Raw genomic sequence first — 15915 nt, 5'->3', positions numbered from 1 at the left:
TAATACCCAAATATAAGTTTATCATTAGAATAAGCACCGGCAGAACCGGTGCTCATCATTAAACTTTTTAAGGACATTTTCAAAAATGATTGACATCTTTTTTTGAAATAATTTCCAATTTACCGGTTTCCAGAATACCCCATTTCCCTTATAATCAGAAACAGAGACAGGAGGAATTAGATGATGAAACAATGGAATTTTTATTTTTCAGGGATTCTTTACGGGATAATCCGTGATCAGAACGAGGACGGAAAGGAACTGAATCACCAGACACTGGACGTATTCACCAACACCTTTAACCGGGAAGAACCGTTTCACAACGATGATTTTTACGAAGTACTCTGCCGCAGGAAGATACGCGGCTTCTTCGAATCGCTTCCGGAATACGAGGCCCATGCAGGCGCGGGAGAAGAGCGTTTCACCACGTCAAAGGGACAGGTTTTTACCCGCAGGTTAAACGGAGACGGCCTGCAGGCGAATGATGCTTATATGCATGACTCCTGCATACACGACTCTTACATACAAAGAGATGTCAAGTTCCCTCTGGACTTGTACGTATCAGACGGACAGCTTTACGCAGTACAGATGTCCGGACGGGATTATACGGGAGTCCTGGTATTGAATGGAATGGAGGAACATACAATTCTGAAAGAATGGAGCGACAGACCGGTCTGCGCGGTGCGTTTTGCCGGAACCCACATGGTCCCGACGGCAGACGGCGAGCTGCTGGCTTCGGACGTCTATCTTCCCGGCACGATCGTCTCCGAGCATGTGCTGGACCCCGCCGCAGCATGTTCCGGGCCGTTCCCCACCCAGGTGCCGGCAGTCCTGGTCCGCACCCCCTACGGTAAGCACGACGGCGCAGAGCAGTACTACCGGTTCGTACAGCGCGGCTACGCGGTCGTCGTACAGGATGTCCGGGGCAGAGAGGACAGCACCGGCGAATGGATGCCGAATTACTATGAAGTCGAGGATGGCAGCGACACCCTGGACTGGATTGCCGAACAGCCGTGGAGTGACGGAAACGTGGGAATGACCGGCGGCTCCTATCTCGGGTACGTTCAATGGGCCGCGGCGGCCAGCGGCAATCCCCATCTGAAAGCCATTTTAAGCAGTGTCTGCGCGGGAAGCCCCTTCATCGATCTCCCCAGACGGGGCGGCTGTTTCACCTCCGGCTCCATGGCCTGGAACTTCGCCATGACGGAGCAGCGGTTCCGCGAGGACCGCATGATCCGCAGCGACTGGGAAGAGGTCTTAAAGCTGCGGCCCCTCCGGGATATGGCCAAAAAGGCGCTGGGCATCGATGTCCCATTCTTAAACGAATGGCTGAAGCATCCCGACTACGACGATTTCTGGAGGAAAGCCAACTGGAGAGAGCGCAGCTGCGGCCATGTCGTTCCTGCCCTGGTCATGTCCGGATGGTTTGATGACAATGGAATGGGAACCACGGAAGCGCTGGAGCTGATCGACGAATTCTATCCCACCGGATCGTACAAGGTGGTTCTCGGCCCCTGGAAACACAGCGGCAATGCCAATTACGACATCCATGGCATTTTTATGGGAGAACGCGCGCTGCGATATGATATGGATCTCCTGTGCTTTGCGTGGCTGGATCACTTTTTAAAGGGCGAAGACGACGGCATCGAGACCACCGCGCCTGTGGAATACTATACACTGGGTGACAACTGCTGGAAGACCGGAGAGCACTGGCCTCTGCCGGAAACCGTTCCCACCGTCTGGTATCTGGACCGCGAAGCCTTAACATTATGTAAACCTCAGAGGCAGGAATTCGATTCCTACGATTACGATCCCGATTCTCCCGCCTCACACATCATAGACGTTTCCGAAAATGAGCTGGAGGTGCCGGAAGACTACACCGAAGAAGAGAAACGCGATGATATCCTGTGCTACACCACGCCAGTGCTGGATCACGATTTGACCGTGACCGGAGACGTCACCGCAGTCCTTTATCTTTCTTCTGACTGTCCTGACACTGATTTATTCGTGCGGATCACGGATGTGGATGAAAACGGGACGTCCATCAAGTTGGCGGACGGCGTCATGGATGTAAAATACAGAAACAGCTTTGAAAAACCGGAATTTATGGAACCGGATGGCATCTATGAAGTGCGCATTCGAACCACAAAGCTCTCCAACACCTTCAAAGCCGGCCACCGGATGCGTTTTACTGTTACCTCCGGCGCAAAAAATTTTATGTTTCCTAACAGCAATACGGAAAACGGTTTTGACAGCGAAGTGAACCGGATCGCGCACAACACCATCTGCCGCGGCGGAATGCAGGCTTCCCATATTCTTGTGCCGGTAGAAAAGAGAGCTTAATGCACGTTTTTTCTCAATAGCAGCGGCAGCTTTCGCCATTTCTGAAGATTTCCTGACAATTCGCGCCTCCACCTGTTAAAAACGGGGACAATCTTATATAATAAGGGATAGTCAAAAAAGAAACCGGAGGGAAACATGAAATCATTTAATATCTGGAAAAAAATAGCCGCGGGAATTCTGTTTTTAAATATTGCACTGACCAGCTTTATCGGACAGCCCGTGGCCGCAGAAGGAACGGAAGGACAGCCGGCCATACAGCGTATGGGATTTTCTTCTAAACTGTCCATCGGGCCGGGAAGCCAGCTCTTTGACGGCGGAAGCCTGTCTCTGCTGGCTGACCACGGCAACCGTCAGATGCTGTCCATGGTCATGCAGTCAAAGGATGGCACTCTCGTCGTCATTGACGGCGGCTGGGACAGTGATTCCGCCCATTTACTCGATGTGATCCGCTCCAAGGAAGGCCATGTCTCCGGATGGTTCATCACCCATCCCCATTCCGACCACGCAGGCGCCCTGATTGAGATTTTAAATAATCCGGACAGCCAGATCACCATTGACAACGTCTACTACAAATTCACAGACCAGGAATGGTACGATACCCACGGTTCCGGACGCGGCGACTTCGTAGTAGGCCTTCGGGACGCCCTGGCAAAGCTTCCTCCGGAGAAGCTTCACGGCGACATCACCAAGGGCCAGGAAATACAGCTGGGCGATATCCGGGCCGTCGTCATGAATGATCCGTACCTCCTGGATGCCACCTCTGTCAACAACAGCTCCGTCGTCTTTAAGTTTTACTTAAACGGCGTCAGCATCCTGGTTCTGGGCGACTTGGGGCCGGAAGGCGGACAGCTATTAATGAACGAGCACACGCCTGCCGAGCTTAAGAGCGATATCGTACAGATGTCCCATCACGGACAGTACGGCGTAAACCGCGATGTCTACGCGGCCATCAATCCTCAGATCGCCTTATGGCCCTGCCCGCAGTGGCTCTGGGACAATGACAACGGCGGCGGTATCGGAAGCGGGGACTGGAAGACGTTGGAGACCCGTCAGTGGATGGAGGAATTGGGCGTGCGTGCCAATTACTGCATCAAGGATGGCGATCAGATAATCAATTAAACAAAACGGCCTGTCGCCATGAAGCTGACAGGCCGTTTTTATTTTTCATCATCAGTCCCCGCCGGGGCCGTCCCTTCTGGGACGTGTGGACTCAGGAAGCGGCTCCACATAGAAGCCGTCCTTGTAGGGTTCTGTATCCACTTCGGGAATGTCTCCATCACCGTAATCATCTTCCTTCGGATCATATGCTGCCATCTCTGTCACCTCCTTTTTTACGGCTGTTATCAGCCTTCCATCTGTCTTCCAAGGAATCCTGCCGCCGTCGTAGCCAGCTTCGTTTCCATATCTCCAAATCTTGCTCTGGGCTCTCGGCTTAACAAAGCAACCGCCCCGATCGCATCGCCTTCACAGATAATCGGCGCGATCACCTGGGCTGTGATCCCTTCCAGGGCTTCTCCAGTCAGGGGAGTGAAATTCTTATCATCTTTTCCAGCCAGCAATACGGTTCTTTCATTAATCACATTTTCCAACTGTTTGCTGATCGTCTTCTGGAGCAGTTCCTTTTTCGAACCACCGGCAACCGCGATCACCTGGTCCCTGTCACTGATGCAGACGGTAAGTCCCGTCGTCTGTGCCATGGCTTCCGCATACTGGGATGCAAACGCCGTCAGTTCAACCATCGGTGAATATTTCTTTAAAATGATTTCGCCTTCCCTGTCTGTGAATATCTCTAACGGCGTACCCTCTCTCAAACGAAGGGTTCTCCTGATTTCTTTCGGGATTACCACACGGCCAAGGTCATCAATTCTCCTTACAATACCTGTTGCTTTCATATAAAACTCCTCCATGGTGTACAATTTTATATCACTGATACTATTTTGCTACGAACGCTGAGATTTATACTCATGTCTGCCATTTTTCGTAATATATCCCTGTCATTTTCCATCGAATGAGGTTTTTAAAATTGATTTACAGCCGTGAAGACCGCTCTGAATGCGGCTTCCGCAGTATCATGACTGCAGAGTATGGTGTAAGAAAATGCGCCAGTTCTTTTGAACTGGCGCAAATACGATCAGGTGCTAATCAGACATACCGGCGATCCGCAGCGGATCTCCTCGTCCATGTCATCGATTTTTCCATTTTTTTCATCAAATTGAAACATGGTAATCGTATCGCTGTCCTGATTCGCGGAAAGGATTACATCTCCGCAGAAGCAGAAATCCCTGGGCGTCTTTCCCCTCGTCCCGGTCCGCCCGGTGAACGTGAGAAGTCCGGTACCGGCGTCCACTGCAAACACAGCGATGCTGTCATGCCCCCGGTTGGAAGCACAGAGAAAACGTCCGTCTTTGGATAAATGAATGGCCGCACACGTATTGTTCTCCGCCTGCTCCGGCAGTGTGGAGACTCTCTGCAGGATACGGTTTTCCCCGCCGCTGCATTGAATCACGAATACCTCCGAGCTCAGTTCACTCACCACATACATCAGCTCTCTCTTCTCACGGTTTAAGACAAAATGTCTTGGCCCCGTACCTCCTGGAAATACAATATCGCGCTTCTCGTCTGGCTCCAGCTTCCCATTCTCTTCATCGATCCTGTAATATTTGATCCGGTCGATCCCTAAATCCACGCACCAGAGACCTGCTTCATCCGCAGAGTACCCTGCATAATGAACATGAGGCCCCTCCTGTCTCTCTTCATTGGGTCCGTGGCCGGAATGCTGTTTCAAATCACACAGTTCCCCGATGGAGCCATCCGCATTTAACCGGAACATGGATACGCTGCCGCTCATATAGTTGGCTGCGTACAGAAATCCCCGCTTCTCATCGGGAAGCAGATGACACGGCAGCGTTCCCTCCGTTCCCCGTGTGTTAAGAAGCGTCAGCGAATCGCCGTGAATCCGGAACGCAGCCACACCGCCTCCGGTCCTTCCTTCATAAGTCATGTCCTCCATAACGGAGTATAAAAACCGGCCATCGGAGGAAACCGCCAGGTACGACGGATTCGACACTCCTGCGGCCGCAAAAACTTCCGTGAGCCGCGGCTCCCCGCCTTCTTCCCGGCTCAGTCTGTACCCGTGGATTCCGGCCTCCTCTGCCGCTGCATAGCTTCCTGCATACAGGATGTAATTCTGCTTCATAGATGTTATCCTTTCCCCGAATCGTATTTTCTATCATTTTACCCGATAAAAAGAAGCTGCGCACCGCTGGTCTTACACAGCCGGTGCAGCAGCTTCCTTTCAAAATCTTTTAAGCATGCTCCTTACAGAATCCGGAACAGCCGCCTGCTTACGAAACTCCTGTTACTCTTTCGCAATCTTCATTGTCTGAATCAGAACGCTCCTTTCGTGACCCTTGGTGATACATCCTTTGAGGAACATACATACGCCTCATGCGTCACCCTTGCCGCCGTGCTGTCAGGAACCGGAGCTACAAATCTGTTCTCAAATGATTCATTCCTTTGAATGGTCAGCTCATTCGAAACTCTCTGCAGAAGATACATACCTAAAACGTCCATGGTTACCACCTTTCTTATATTTTATGATTATGGAAATATAGCATGCATTGGGGATTTTCATCCCTTCTTCTACTATTATTATATCATAAAATAGGCTAATAGCAACCATCGTAAGCTTAAATTTTTATAAACACTTTTTAGAATACTCTTTATTTTTCTGTCAATTCACGCAACTGTTTCAGCAGCTCTTCCGCCTGTTCCATCATGCCGGCCGTGGTCTGGTTTTTCCGCCTGTCGATGAAAGTAAAGTACGGTTCATCCGCCATATGGAACTTCAAATCGCCGCGGTACCGCTCCACCATAGCCGGTATGCCCGCCACGTTAAGCTTCGCTTTCTGATACATGGTGAGCCGGATCTCCTGGCTGTTGATGTTCACCTCGGTCACGTAAGCGCCATGAGCCAGCGCCTTGATGGCCGCCACATGCAGGAGATTTTCAACCGGCTTCGGAATATCTCCGAAACGGTCCATCAGCTCATCCTGCATATCCATGTGCTCATCCTCATTCTCAATACTGGAAATCCTCTTGTAAATATCCAGCTTCTGATATTCGTTCTTAATATAAGAGGTGGGGATATAAGCGTCGATATCGCAGTCCACCACAGTCTCGTAGGTGTCCTCCTCCCTCCGCTGGCCCTTTAATTCCAATACCGCCTGATTTAACAGCTTACAGTAAAGGTCATACCCAACCGCTTCCATATGGCCGTGCTGTTCCGCCCCCAGAACATTGCCCGCCCCGCGTATCTCCAGATCACGCATGGCAATCTTGATGCCGGAGCCCAGCTCCGTAAACTCCCGTATGGCCTGGAGACGCTTCTCTGCCTCCTCCCGAAGCATTTTATCACGTCTGTACATGAGAAACGCATAGGAAGTCCGGCTCGACCGGCCCACGCGCCCCCTCAGCTGGTACAGCTGGGAAAGTCCCATGCGGTCCGCATCCTGTATGATCATCGTATTGGCATTGGGAATATCGAGTCCCGTCTCGATGATGGTGGTGCAGACAAGCACATCGATCTCCCCATTGACGAAATCAAACATGATGCGCTCCAGCTCATGCTCGTGCATCTGGCCATGGGCGAAGGTCACTGAGGCCTCCGGCACGAGACTGGCGATATGGTTTGCCACCTCGTCGATGTTGCTGACGCGGTTGTATACGTAATACACCTGTCCGCCGCGGGAAAGCTCCCGGTTAATGGCCTCCCTGACCATCTCATCATTATACTCCATCACGTACGTCTGGATGGGCATACGGTCTACCGGAGGTTCCTCCAGTACACTCATGTCGCGTATTCCCACCAGGCTCATATGCAGCGTTCTGGGAATCGGCGTCGCGGTCAGGGTGAGTACGTCGATATTTTCCTTCAGCTTCTTGATCTTCTCCTTGTGAGTCACGCCGAACCGCTGCTCCTCATCGATAATCAGAAGCCCTAAATCCTTAAACTGGACATCCTTTGACAGCACGCGATGGGTGCCGATCACGATATCCACCAGTCCGCGTTTTAAATCCTCCAGCGTCTTCTTCACCTGGCCCGGTGTGCGGAACCGGGACATCAGATCCACACGCACCGGGAAATCCTTCATTCTCTGGACGAAGGTATTGTAATGCTGCTGGGCCAGAATCGTGGTCGGTACCAGATACACCACCTGCTTTTCGTCCTGCACCGCCTTGAACGCGGCGCGCAGGGCGATCTCCGTCTTTCCGTAGCCCACGTCGCCGCAGATCAGGCGGTCCATAATCTTCCGGCTCTCCATGTCGCCCTTGGTGGCATCGATGGCGTCCAGCTGGTCCTCCGTCTCCTCGTAAGGAAACATCTCCTCGAATTCCTTCTGCCATACCGTATCAGGCCCGTACGGAAAGCCCTGGGTGTCCTGTCTGGCTGCATACAGCTGCACCAGGTCCTTGGCAATCTCCCTAACCGCGCCTTTCACCCTGGTCTTCGTCTTGTTCCACTGGTCTCCGCCAAGACGGTTTAATTTGGGCTTTTTCGCCTCGGAACCGGCGTACTTCTGAATTCCGTCCAGGCGTGTGGCGGGCAGATATAAGTTGCCTCCGTCTCCATACTCTACCTTTAAGTAATCCTTGATGACTCCGTCCTGTTCGATCTTCTCAATTCCGCGGTAGATACCGAGACCATGATCCTCATGAACCACATAGTCCCCCACTGACAGATCGGAAAAGCTCTGAATCTTCGTTCCCTCGTAGGTGGTCTTCTTCCTTTTCCGCTTCTTTTTCTCAACGCCGAACATGTCGCCTTCCGTGATCACGATAAACTTGATCATCGGATACTCGAAGCCGCGGTGTAAGTTTCCGTAGGTTACCAGGATTTCACCCGGCTTTACTTCCACCTCTTCCCGGCTCTCATCCGGGCACCACGCCCGCAGATTGTACTCCCTCAAGTCGCTGGCAAGACGGCTGGATCTGGTCCTGGAGGCGGAAAGAAGGATTACACGGTATCCCTCCCGTTTCCACCTGGTCAGATCCTTGATCAGCAGTTCAAATCCATTTTGATAGGAGTTCACATTTTTCACGGAAAGGCTGTATCTTTCATTTACTGTAAATCCGGAGAGCTTCTGCTCCAGGCCGGTCAGATACGCGGTACGGCTCTTCTGAGTCCTCGCCAGCATCTCCCTGGCCGGATAGAGCAGTCCCGTCTGTCCTGGAAGCAGATATCCATGCTCGAGACGGGATATCATACTCTCCCGGAACTCTTCCTCCACCGTCGCGCCCTTTTCCTTTAACCGTTCCGGCTCGTCTAAGTAGATGACCGTGTCCTCGTCCGGAAAATAATCGAGAAATGACACACTGTCCCGGCAGAAATAATGGATATATCCGTCCAGGCCGTGCTGTTTCCAGCCCTCTTTAAGGCCATCCGAGAGTTCCGAGATAATGGAATGAATCCGGGCTGCTTCCTCGGTCTTAAGCTGCGCCCTTAAATCTTTCTCGTATTTCTTTGCCTCTTTTTCGATCGCTTCCCGTCCGTCTGCAATCTGCTGCTTCGTCAGCACCATCTCCGTGGCCGGATAGACCAGGACACGTTCCAGTTCTTCGATGGACCGCTGGCTCTCGATATCGAAGGTACGGATAGAATCCACCTCATCATCCCACAGTTCGATACGGACCGGCAGTTCCTCGGTCAGCGGAAATACATCGATGATTCCGCCCCGGATCGAAAACTGGCCCATGCCATCCACCTGGGCTACGCGCTCGTACCCCAGCTCTACCAGTTTTTCCTTCCACTCTGCGATATCTAAAGTCTGTCCGCTTCCCACCTCGAGAATCTGCTTCTGTAAGAAGGCCAGCGGAAGCAGATGGTCCATCAGCCCGTCAAAGGTAGTGACGACCACGCCGGACTTCTCCTCCATCAGCCTGCGGAATACGGCCATACGCTGTTTGGTTAAAAGATTACCGTGAATATCCGCGTTAAAGAACAGTAAGTCCCTGGCAGGATACAGAGAGACTCCCGGTTCGAAATTGCGGAAGTCCTCGTAAATCTCCCTGGCTCTGGTGTCGTCGTAAGTGACCACCAGCTTCCAGGGCACCTCCTTCGCCGCCTCGTACATTAAATGGACCTTCTGGGAATCCATACAGCCGCTGACCAGAACCGGCCCTTTTTTCCGGTTTAAATCGCGGTCTAAGTCTTCAAATTCCTTCAGTTCTCTTAATGGACTTTCAAACACATCGCTCATGAATTCTCCTTATTTTTTCTGTTATAATGGTTCATCGCCGCATCTGCTCCGTCCTCGATCATCATGCAGGCCGCCTCCGCCGCGTCGCGGTACGCCTCCTCCATAGCTGCCTGCTGCTCCTTCGGGAATCTCCCCAGCACGTAGTCCGCCAGGTCCATGCCGCGCGGTTTCTCGCCTACCCCGATGCGTATTCTCGGAAATTCCTGGGTTCCCAGATGGCTGATGATATTTTTTAAGCCGTTGTGGCCGCCGGCGCTTCCCTTTAAGCGTATGCGCAGCTGCCCTTCTGACAGATTAATATCATCACAGAGAATGATGATGTTCTCCGGTTCTATTTTATAAAAGTCCGCTATTTCCCGGATGCTTTCCCCGCTTAAGTTCATATACGTCTGGGGCTTCGCCAGGATCACCTTCTGGCCTCCGATATATCCCTTTCCGTACAGCGCCTTATGCTTCTTATCCGTCACCGTCGTTCCTGCCTTGTCCGCCAGAATATCAATGGCTTCAAAGCCTACATTATGTCTCGTTTTTTCATATTCCCTTGTTGGATTTCCAAGTCCTGCGATCAAATACATATTTTCCGCTCCTTACTATGTTCTATATTAATTTATCTCTGAGTTCATGCCAATTATTTCCGCGGGCGGCGGGGTGTGGGGTATACCAGACTTCAGAACGCCCGAAAAGCGCTAGATTTCCTTGTAGGGGGTATCTAACGCTGGCTGGTTTACTCATTTTAACAGTTTGAAACCTTGATGTAAAGGGGAAAGATGCGGTGATTATCATAAAACAATTTAAAAACCACTTGAATATCGGGTAAAAATCATTTATAATAACATTAAGAAAGCACCCACTCCAAAAGTGGATGCTCCACGTTAAATGTTAAATGTCCTTACGGACACCGCCCATCCTGTGGCTAGACAGGGTGGGCATTTTATTTTCGCTTATTTCTCTTATCGAGAAAGGCGATAATCGCTACAAGCAAGCTTCCAAAGGACATCATCAACGCTAATATCCCAATAAAGATAGATAGAACTTCATATGCTGTCATAGACGTTACCTCCTTTCCTATGTATTCCCATACGGGTTTCATACTTCCGGGAGGCTGCCACTCCTGTCATGAGTGCTTTCCTGCCTCATGAGGAACCACAATTCTTAATAATTCTGTAAGTTTACAAGTTTATCCGGAATTCGACCTGACGCACCTTGCGGTGCCCCTCCCAATATGGTAAAATGCTAATGTCACTGAATTACACCTTATATAGGTTCAAAATAGGTTGAACGTTTCTACCAACTACCGGAATAGTTGACTATAAGGCTGGTTGGTATTTTTATGGGAAAAGGAGTGTTGTTCATGAGTTCAAATTCAAGTAACTATGATGTCATCATCATCGGGGCGGGGCCTTCCGGTATTTTCTGTGCCTATGAGCTGATTCAGCAGAAACCAGATTTAAAGATCCTGATGGTCGAGAAGGGGCGCAGAATCGAAAACAGGACGTGTCCGAAGAGGACGACCAAGACTTGCGTGGGATGCAAGCCATGTTCCATCACCACCGGTTTTGCCGGAGCGGGTGCATTTTCCGACGGCAAGCTGTCACTCTCTCCAGACGTGGGCGGGAATCTCCCGGAGATTCTGGGGTATGACAAGACAGTGGAGCTCTTAAAGGAGTCTGATAACATCTATCTGAAGTTCGGCGCCGACACGAATGTATACGGCATCGACAAGCAGAAAGAGATTCAGGAGATCCGAAGAAAGGCGATTAACGCCAACTTAAAACTGATCGAATGTCCGATCCGCCATCTCGGCACAGAGGAAGGCTACAAGATCTATACCCGCCTTCAGGAGCATTTACTGGCTCAGGGCGTTGAGATGGAATTCAACACCATGGTAAAGGACATTATTATAGAAGATAACGAGGCGAAGGCCATCGTTACCGATAAGGGCGAGACGTATTATGCGCCGGAGATCGTATCCGCCATCGGCCGCGAAGGCTCTGACTGGTTCAGCCATATCTGCGACGCGCACGGCATCGAGACCCGCGTCGGAACTGTGGACATCGGAGTCCGCGTAGAGGTTCGCGACGAGATTATGGAGTTCTTAAACAAGAACCTCTATGAAGCGAAGCTGGTCTACTACACACCGACCTTTGACGACAAGGTGCGTACCTTCTGTACGAATCCTTCCGGTGAGGTTGCCACAGAATACTACGAAAACGGACTGGCCGTTGTCAACGGCCACGCCTATAAGTCCAAGGAATACAAGACAAACAACACGAACTTCGCGATTCTTGTCTCCAAGAACTTCACGAAGCCGTTCAAGACGCCGATCGAATACGGCAAGCACATCGCCCAGCTCAGCAATATGCTCTGCGACGGCAAGATTCTGGTTCAGACCTTCGGCGATTTCCAGCGCGGCAGACGTACCACAGAAGAGCGTCTCTGCCGCAACAACTTAATCCCGACCTTAAAGGACGCGGTTCCCGGCGATTTATCTCTGGTATTCCCGCACCGCATCATGGTTGATATTAAGGAAATGCTGCTGGCCTTAGACAAGGTCACCCCGGGTATCGCCAGCGACGAGACACTGCTTTACGGTGTGGAAGTAAAGTTCTACTCCAACAAGGTTGTAGTCAATTCTGATTTCGAGACCAGTGTCACGGGACTTCGCGCCATCGGAGACGGCGCCTCCGTTACGCGCGGGCTTCAGCAGGCATCTGCCAACGGAATCAGCGTGGCGAGGAGTATTCTGAAAAAAATGGAGAGTTAGGAATCATCATATAACCTATCATAGATAACAGATAAAGCGCGGAAACACCGAGCAGATTCTTCTCGGTGTTCCCACGCTTTTTATTTGCTGCAGAGATAAATGGTCTCCCCACGCGCTGACACATATTTATTCAAACAGGACGCACTCATAATCACAGTATCCGGCCGATTCCTCATTTTCACGCGAGCAGGACCACAGACAGAGCTTCGCTCCTGTCCAGGTGGCCCGGCACAGCTTAAATACCGGCTCCAGCTTCTGGAACACGGTGCCGTCGGCGGACCAGGAAAACTGGTATGTCTTATTCCCGGAGACAGAAAGCTTCAGCCACAGGCTGCTGCCGGCCGCGGGCACCTTAAGGACACAGCGTTCTTCCGCTTCACCAAGGAACATTTTCTCCGAAACAGTCCCCTCATAGCAGCGAAGTTCCAGTCCGTCCGTCCCCTGATATAAGCCGGCGTAGGCGTAGGAATGGCCCACCATGCCGATTCCGCCGAAATCTCCGTTCTTATCTCCGTGCAGTTCCAGCCTGGCTATCATGGAAAACTCCTTTTTCTGGGGGATCTGAGTCAGCACATTGGGGGCGTACCACAGGAGATTCTCCCTGACCGGATTTCTGCGGCAGTACAGCCTTAGATGGCCCGGTGCGGCGGTCAGGGAATAGTTTTCCGGATTGGGATTCGCCTGCCACTGCCACTGGAGCCCCAGGGTCTCCGAGGAGAAATCATCCGCACGCGCAATCTCATACTCCGGCATACCCTCCGCCGGCATTTTCCATTCCGCCACAGGCTCGCCGATTCCATCTCCGTCCGTATCCTGTCCCATAAACGGCCATCCGTCCACAAAACACATGGGCTGAAGATGGATGATTCTCCCCAGTTCCAGGACATCCTGAAAATGGATGAACCAGTCTCTTCCGTCCGGGGCCGTTATCCAGCCGCCCTGGTGAGGGCCATTGATGGGGGAATTGCCCTGGCGCATGACAATCTTATACTCATAAGGGCCGTACACCGACGTGGATCTAAGGCAGGACTGCCAGCCGTTCTCCACTCCGCCGGACGGCATTAAAACGTAATAGTATCCGTCTTTTTTATACATCTTTGGCCCCTCTGTGGTTGGGGCGATCTGCTCGCCGTCGAAGATCAGGACCGGTTCACCGATGAGTTCCCGGCAGTCGGGGTCGATCTCCACCACCATCAGGCGGTGCTTAACCCCAGCCCTGCTGCCCGCGTAGGCAAAGATCATGTATGCCTTCCCGTCTTCATCCCAGAAAGGACACGAATCGATCCAGCCCTTTCGTTCGCACAGCATGTTCAGCTGGAATTCTCCATAGGGATCGCGGCTTCTGGCCACCAGATTCCCTTCGTCCACCAGCGGGATAAACACAATGAAGGTTCCGTTGTGGTAACGGATCGCCGGCGCCCAGGTTCCGGAGCCATGGGAAGGCACCGCGTATTTTTCATACGGCAGCTCCTTCACACAGTAGTTGATCAGTTCCCAGTGCACCAGGTCCTTCGAATGCAGGAGAGGCACCCCGGGAAAGTAAGTAAAGGAAGACGCCACCATAAAGTAGTCTTCTCCGACCCGAATCACATCGGGATCCGAATAGTCCGCGTACAATACCGGATTTTTGTAAGTCTGCATAAAATCCTCCATTTCAGCCACACCCTGTCTTACAGGCCATGTGCTCTCATAAAGTTTGATAAATTCTGTGCGATCATGGCGTGACCCGCGTCCGAGGGATGCAGTCCATCCGAGGACAGCCCCCGGAACGTTCCCATGATCTGCGTTCCATTCCTATAATACAACCGATCATACTTTTTTTCCAGTACAGCCGTACACTCTTTTATCTTTTTTCTGAATGCGTCAGACTTTTCATTTTCTTCAAAATCATAATGATTGTAATAGAAATCTGTCACGATCACAGGTTTTTCCGGCTGAGCACGTTTTACCGTATCAATCCACTGGTAAGCCCGGTCGTAAAGCTGACAGTCCGTCCATTCCTCCAGCACATTGACTCCCAGCTCGAACACGGCGGCGTCCCAGTCCTTCAGGCCGGCGATATACTCCGCCATTGCCTGGTCCATGAAGGCGCTCCCGGCGCTTCCCAGATTGATTAAGTCGTACCCCAGTTCCCAGGCTGTCTGAAACGCATACGTTCTGGAGGGAACGGAAGCATTTCCGCCGTGGGTGATGGAAGAACCGTAAAACAGCAGGCGCTTTTCCGGCATTTCTTCCAGCCTGGGCGGCCTTAAGCTTCCGCGTATTTCCCGGATGGCACAGCCCCAGTCGTAGGGAAGCAGGACCCGTGTGACCTGCGGCGCAAACCCGCCGGGATTTCGCGGGAAGCGGCTGATATGACCCCAGTCCTGCCTGCGGATGGTTATCTCTGTCTCCCCGACTCCCACCACACCAGGGCTGATCTCATAGCTGCCCTGATAATCGCCGGAAAAGACCTCCAGGATTCCTGCGGATCGGATCTGCCCGCTCACCGGCAGTCTCCGCAGGACGATAGTCACCGTCTCCTCCTCCATCACGAAGCGCAGCTCGCTGTTGCTTGCAAACAACATATTTTTCTGCGCTTTCTCATTCAGCCGACACCTGACAGACTCCGGAATCCGGCTGATGATAAAGTCTCCCCATGCTTCGTCCCGCAAAAGACCATCCACATGGTACAGAAGTCCCTGTTCTAATTCCATCTCCGCTCCCTATCCCTTCATACCAGTCGTGGCAATCCCTTCCACGAAATATTTCTGCGCCGCGAAGAACAGAAGAATCAGCGGAAGAATCGAAACCAGCGCCATGGACATCACCTGATTCCACTGAATGTTGGAGGTGACATCGATGCTGACCCGAAGTGCCAGGGACAGCGGAAATTTGGACACGGTATTGATGTAAATGTTGGTGTTGAAGAAGTCATTCCACGTCCACAAAAACTGGAACAGCCCGGCGGAGAAGAGAGCCGGTTTAAGGAGCGGAAGCAGAATCTGGATAAAGCACTGAAACGGTCCGCAGCCGTCGATATAGGCCGATTCGTCTAAATCCCTCGGGAGCCCTCTTAAAAACTGTACCAGCATGAACACGAAGAACGGGTAGCAGCCAACCGCAGCCGGTGCGAAAAAGGTCATATAGGAGTCCAGCCAGCCCAGCTTGTTAAACAGTGCATACCGCGGAATGATAATAACCGCATTGGGAAGCATGAGCGTTGCAATCAGAATCATGAACAGAAACTGATTTCCCGGAAAATCAAATCTGGCGAATCCATAGGCGACCAGGGAGCAGGAGGCCAGTGTGAGCAGCGTGGTGGGAATCACCAGTGCAAAGGTGTTGATAAAGTATTTGGCATATGTGTAGGTGCCTGTGGTCTTCCAGCCCTTGACGAAAGCTTCCATGCTCCAGCCCTGGGGAAGAATGCGTAAACTGCCGAAGATCTCATTATTCGTCTTAAAACAGGCGAAGAACATCCAGATGACAGGAAACAGCATGACAATGCCGAAGATGCCCAGAAACAGATAAGTAAGAACCTTTTTTAACTCTTTATTTTTCATCCTGATT

At 51.7% G+C, this 15915-nt stretch carries 13 protein-coding genes and 1 riboswitch; of the genes, 3 read left to right on the top strand and 10 right to left on the bottom strand.

The genetic code is table 11. The annotated features are described in order from the left end of the window. Positions 1 to 180 precede the first annotated feature (180 nt). Positions 181 to 2340 (top strand): CocE/NonD family hydrolase, encoded by a 2160-nt coding sequence (locus tag DFR60_RS10490; protein ID WP_341457938.1) that lies wholly within the window; start codon positions 181 to 183, stop codon positions 2338 to 2340. A gap of 135 nt (positions 2341 to 2475) precedes the next feature. Further along, entirely contained in the window at positions 2476 to 3459 is a 984-nt protein-coding gene (locus DFR60_RS10485; protein ID WP_110322840.1) for a ComEC/Rec2 family competence protein, read from the top strand. 51 nt (positions 3460 to 3510) lie between these two features. On the opposite strand, the gene DFR60_RS10480 is transcribed toward DFR60_RS10485, so the two are convergent. The 7 genes from DFR60_RS10480 to DFR60_RS30865 all read right to left on the bottom strand — a co-directional run bounded on the left by DFR60_RS10480 (position 3511) and on the right by DFR60_RS30865 (position 10647). Beyond that, on the bottom strand, positions 3511 to 3654 hold the full coding sequence (locus DFR60_RS10480) for a hypothetical protein (RefSeq protein WP_002605186.1): 144 nt from the start codon (positions 3652 to 3654) through the stop codon (positions 3511 to 3513). Between the two features lie 29 nt (positions 3655 to 3683). Continuing rightward, a complete protein-coding gene (gene spoVT, locus DFR60_RS10475; protein WP_002605187.1) occupies positions 3684 to 4232 on the bottom strand; it encodes a stage V sporulation protein T in 549 nt (182 codons plus the stop codon). 239 nt (positions 4233 to 4471) lie between these two features. Continuing rightward, positions 4472 to 5536, bottom strand: a complete 1065-nt coding sequence (locus DFR60_RS10470) for a lactonase family protein (protein WP_110322839.1) — start codon at positions 5534 to 5536, stop codon at positions 4472 to 4474. Positions 5537 to 5727: 191 nt separating this feature from the next. Further along, the gene (locus DFR60_RS10465; protein ID WP_002605189.1) at positions 5728 to 5913 is read right to left on the bottom strand and encodes a hypothetical protein; all 186 of its coding nucleotides are present in this window, start codon (positions 5911 to 5913) and stop codon (positions 5728 to 5730) included. A 149-nt stretch (positions 5914 to 6062) separates the two neighbouring features. Then, positions 6063 to 9599: a transcription-repair coupling factor gene (mfd, locus tag DFR60_RS10460; RefSeq protein WP_110322838.1), complete on the bottom strand. Its 3537-nt coding sequence runs from the start codon at positions 9597 to 9599 to the stop codon at positions 6063 to 6065. Continuing rightward, positions 9596 to 10174 (bottom strand): aminoacyl-tRNA hydrolase, encoded by a 579-nt coding sequence (gene pth, locus DFR60_RS10455; RefSeq protein ID WP_110322837.1) that lies wholly within the window; start codon positions 10172 to 10174, stop codon positions 9596 to 9598. Before pth ends, mfd begins: the two co-directional genes overlap by 4 nt. Before the next feature lie 356 nt (positions 10175 to 10530). Next, positions 10531 to 10647, bottom strand: coding sequence for a putative holin-like toxin (locus DFR60_RS30865; RefSeq protein ID WP_243005035.1), 117 nt, complete (start codon positions 10645 to 10647; stop codon positions 10531 to 10533). Positions 10648 to 10833: 186 nt separating this feature from the next. Beyond that, positions 10834 to 10929, top strand: a riboswitch (purine riboswitch). Between the two features lie 21 nt (positions 10930 to 10950). Between DFR60_RS30865 and DFR60_RS10450 the strand changes: the two genes are divergently transcribed. Next, positions 10951 to 12363, top strand: coding sequence for an NAD(P)/FAD-dependent oxidoreductase (locus DFR60_RS10450; protein ID WP_110322868.1), 1413 nt, complete (start codon positions 10951 to 10953; stop codon positions 12361 to 12363). A gap of 126 nt (positions 12364 to 12489) precedes the next feature. Here DFR60_RS10450 and DFR60_RS10445 read toward each other — a convergent pair whose 3' ends face one another. From DFR60_RS10445 to DFR60_RS10435, 3 genes are read right to left on the bottom strand one after another with little or no spacing between them, the layout of a single operon-like run. Then, positions 12490 to 14004: a glycoside hydrolase family 43 protein gene (locus DFR60_RS10445; RefSeq protein ID WP_110322836.1), complete on the bottom strand. Its 1515-nt coding sequence runs from the start codon at positions 14002 to 14004 to the stop codon at positions 12490 to 12492. 29 nt (positions 14005 to 14033) lie between these two features. Beyond that, the gene (locus DFR60_RS10440) at positions 14034 to 15059 is read right to left on the bottom strand and encodes an SGNH/GDSL hydrolase family protein (RefSeq protein ID WP_110322835.1); all 1026 of its coding nucleotides are present in this window, start codon (positions 15057 to 15059) and stop codon (positions 14034 to 14036) included. 9 nt (positions 15060 to 15068) lie between these two features. Further along, complete coding sequence (locus DFR60_RS10435; RefSeq protein ID WP_002605199.1) at positions 15069 to 15908, bottom strand: carbohydrate ABC transporter permease; 840 nt, start codon at positions 15906 to 15908, stop codon at positions 15069 to 15071. Between the last annotated feature and the right edge of the window lie 7 nt (positions 15909 to 15915).

It is taken from the genome of Hungatella effluvii, from assembly GCF_003201875.1.
GTDB classification, from domain to species: domain Bacteria; phylum Bacillota; class Clostridia; order Lachnospirales; family Lachnospiraceae; genus Hungatella; species Hungatella effluvii.
Note: the sequence above shows the minus strand (reverse complement) of the source record. Positions and strands in the feature narration are given on the sequence as shown.

Coding starts and splice junctions, on each gene's coding strand:
- DFR60_RS10490 (WP_341457938.1), top strand. CDS start 181: ATGATGAAACAATGGAATTTTTATTTTTCAGGGATTCTTTACGGGATA.
- DFR60_RS10485 (WP_110322840.1), top strand. CDS start 2,476: ATGAAATCATTTAATATCTGGAAAAAAATAGCCGCGGGAATTCTGTTT.
- DFR60_RS10480 (WP_002605186.1), bottom strand. CDS start 3,654: ATGGCAGCATATGATCCGAAGGAAGATGATTACGGTGATGGAGACATT.
- spoVT (WP_002605187.1), bottom strand. CDS start 4,232: ATGAAAGCAACAGGTATTGTAAGGAGAATTGATGACCTTGGCCGTGTG.
- DFR60_RS10470 (WP_110322839.1), bottom strand. CDS start 5,536: ATGAAGCAGAATTACATCCTGTATGCAGGAAGCTATGCAGCGGCAGAG.
- DFR60_RS10465 (WP_002605189.1), bottom strand. CDS start 5,913: ATGGACGTTTTAGGTATGTATCTTCTGCAGAGAGTTTCGAATGAGCTG.
- mfd (WP_110322838.1), bottom strand. CDS start 9,599: ATGAGCGATGTGTTTGAAAGTCCATTAAGAGAACTGAAGGAATTTGAA.
- pth (WP_110322837.1), bottom strand. CDS start 10,174: ATGTATTTGATCGCAGGACTTGGAAATCCAACAAGGGAATATGAAAAA.
- DFR60_RS30865 (WP_243005035.1), bottom strand. CDS start 10,647: ATGACAGCATATGAAGTTCTATCTATCTTTATTGGGATATTAGCGTTG.
- DFR60_RS10450 (WP_110322868.1), top strand. CDS start 10,951: ATGAGTTCAAATTCAAGTAACTATGATGTCATCATCATCGGGGCGGGG.
- DFR60_RS10445 (WP_110322836.1), bottom strand. CDS start 14,004: ATGCAGACTTACAAAAATCCGGTATTGTACGCGGACTATTCGGATCCC.
- DFR60_RS10440 (WP_110322835.1), bottom strand. CDS start 15,059: ATGGAATTAGAACAGGGACTTCTGTACCATGTGGATGGTCTTTTGCGG.
- DFR60_RS10435 (WP_002605199.1), bottom strand. CDS start 15,908: ATGAAAAATAAAGAGTTAAAAAAGGTTCTTACTTATCTGTTTCTGGGC.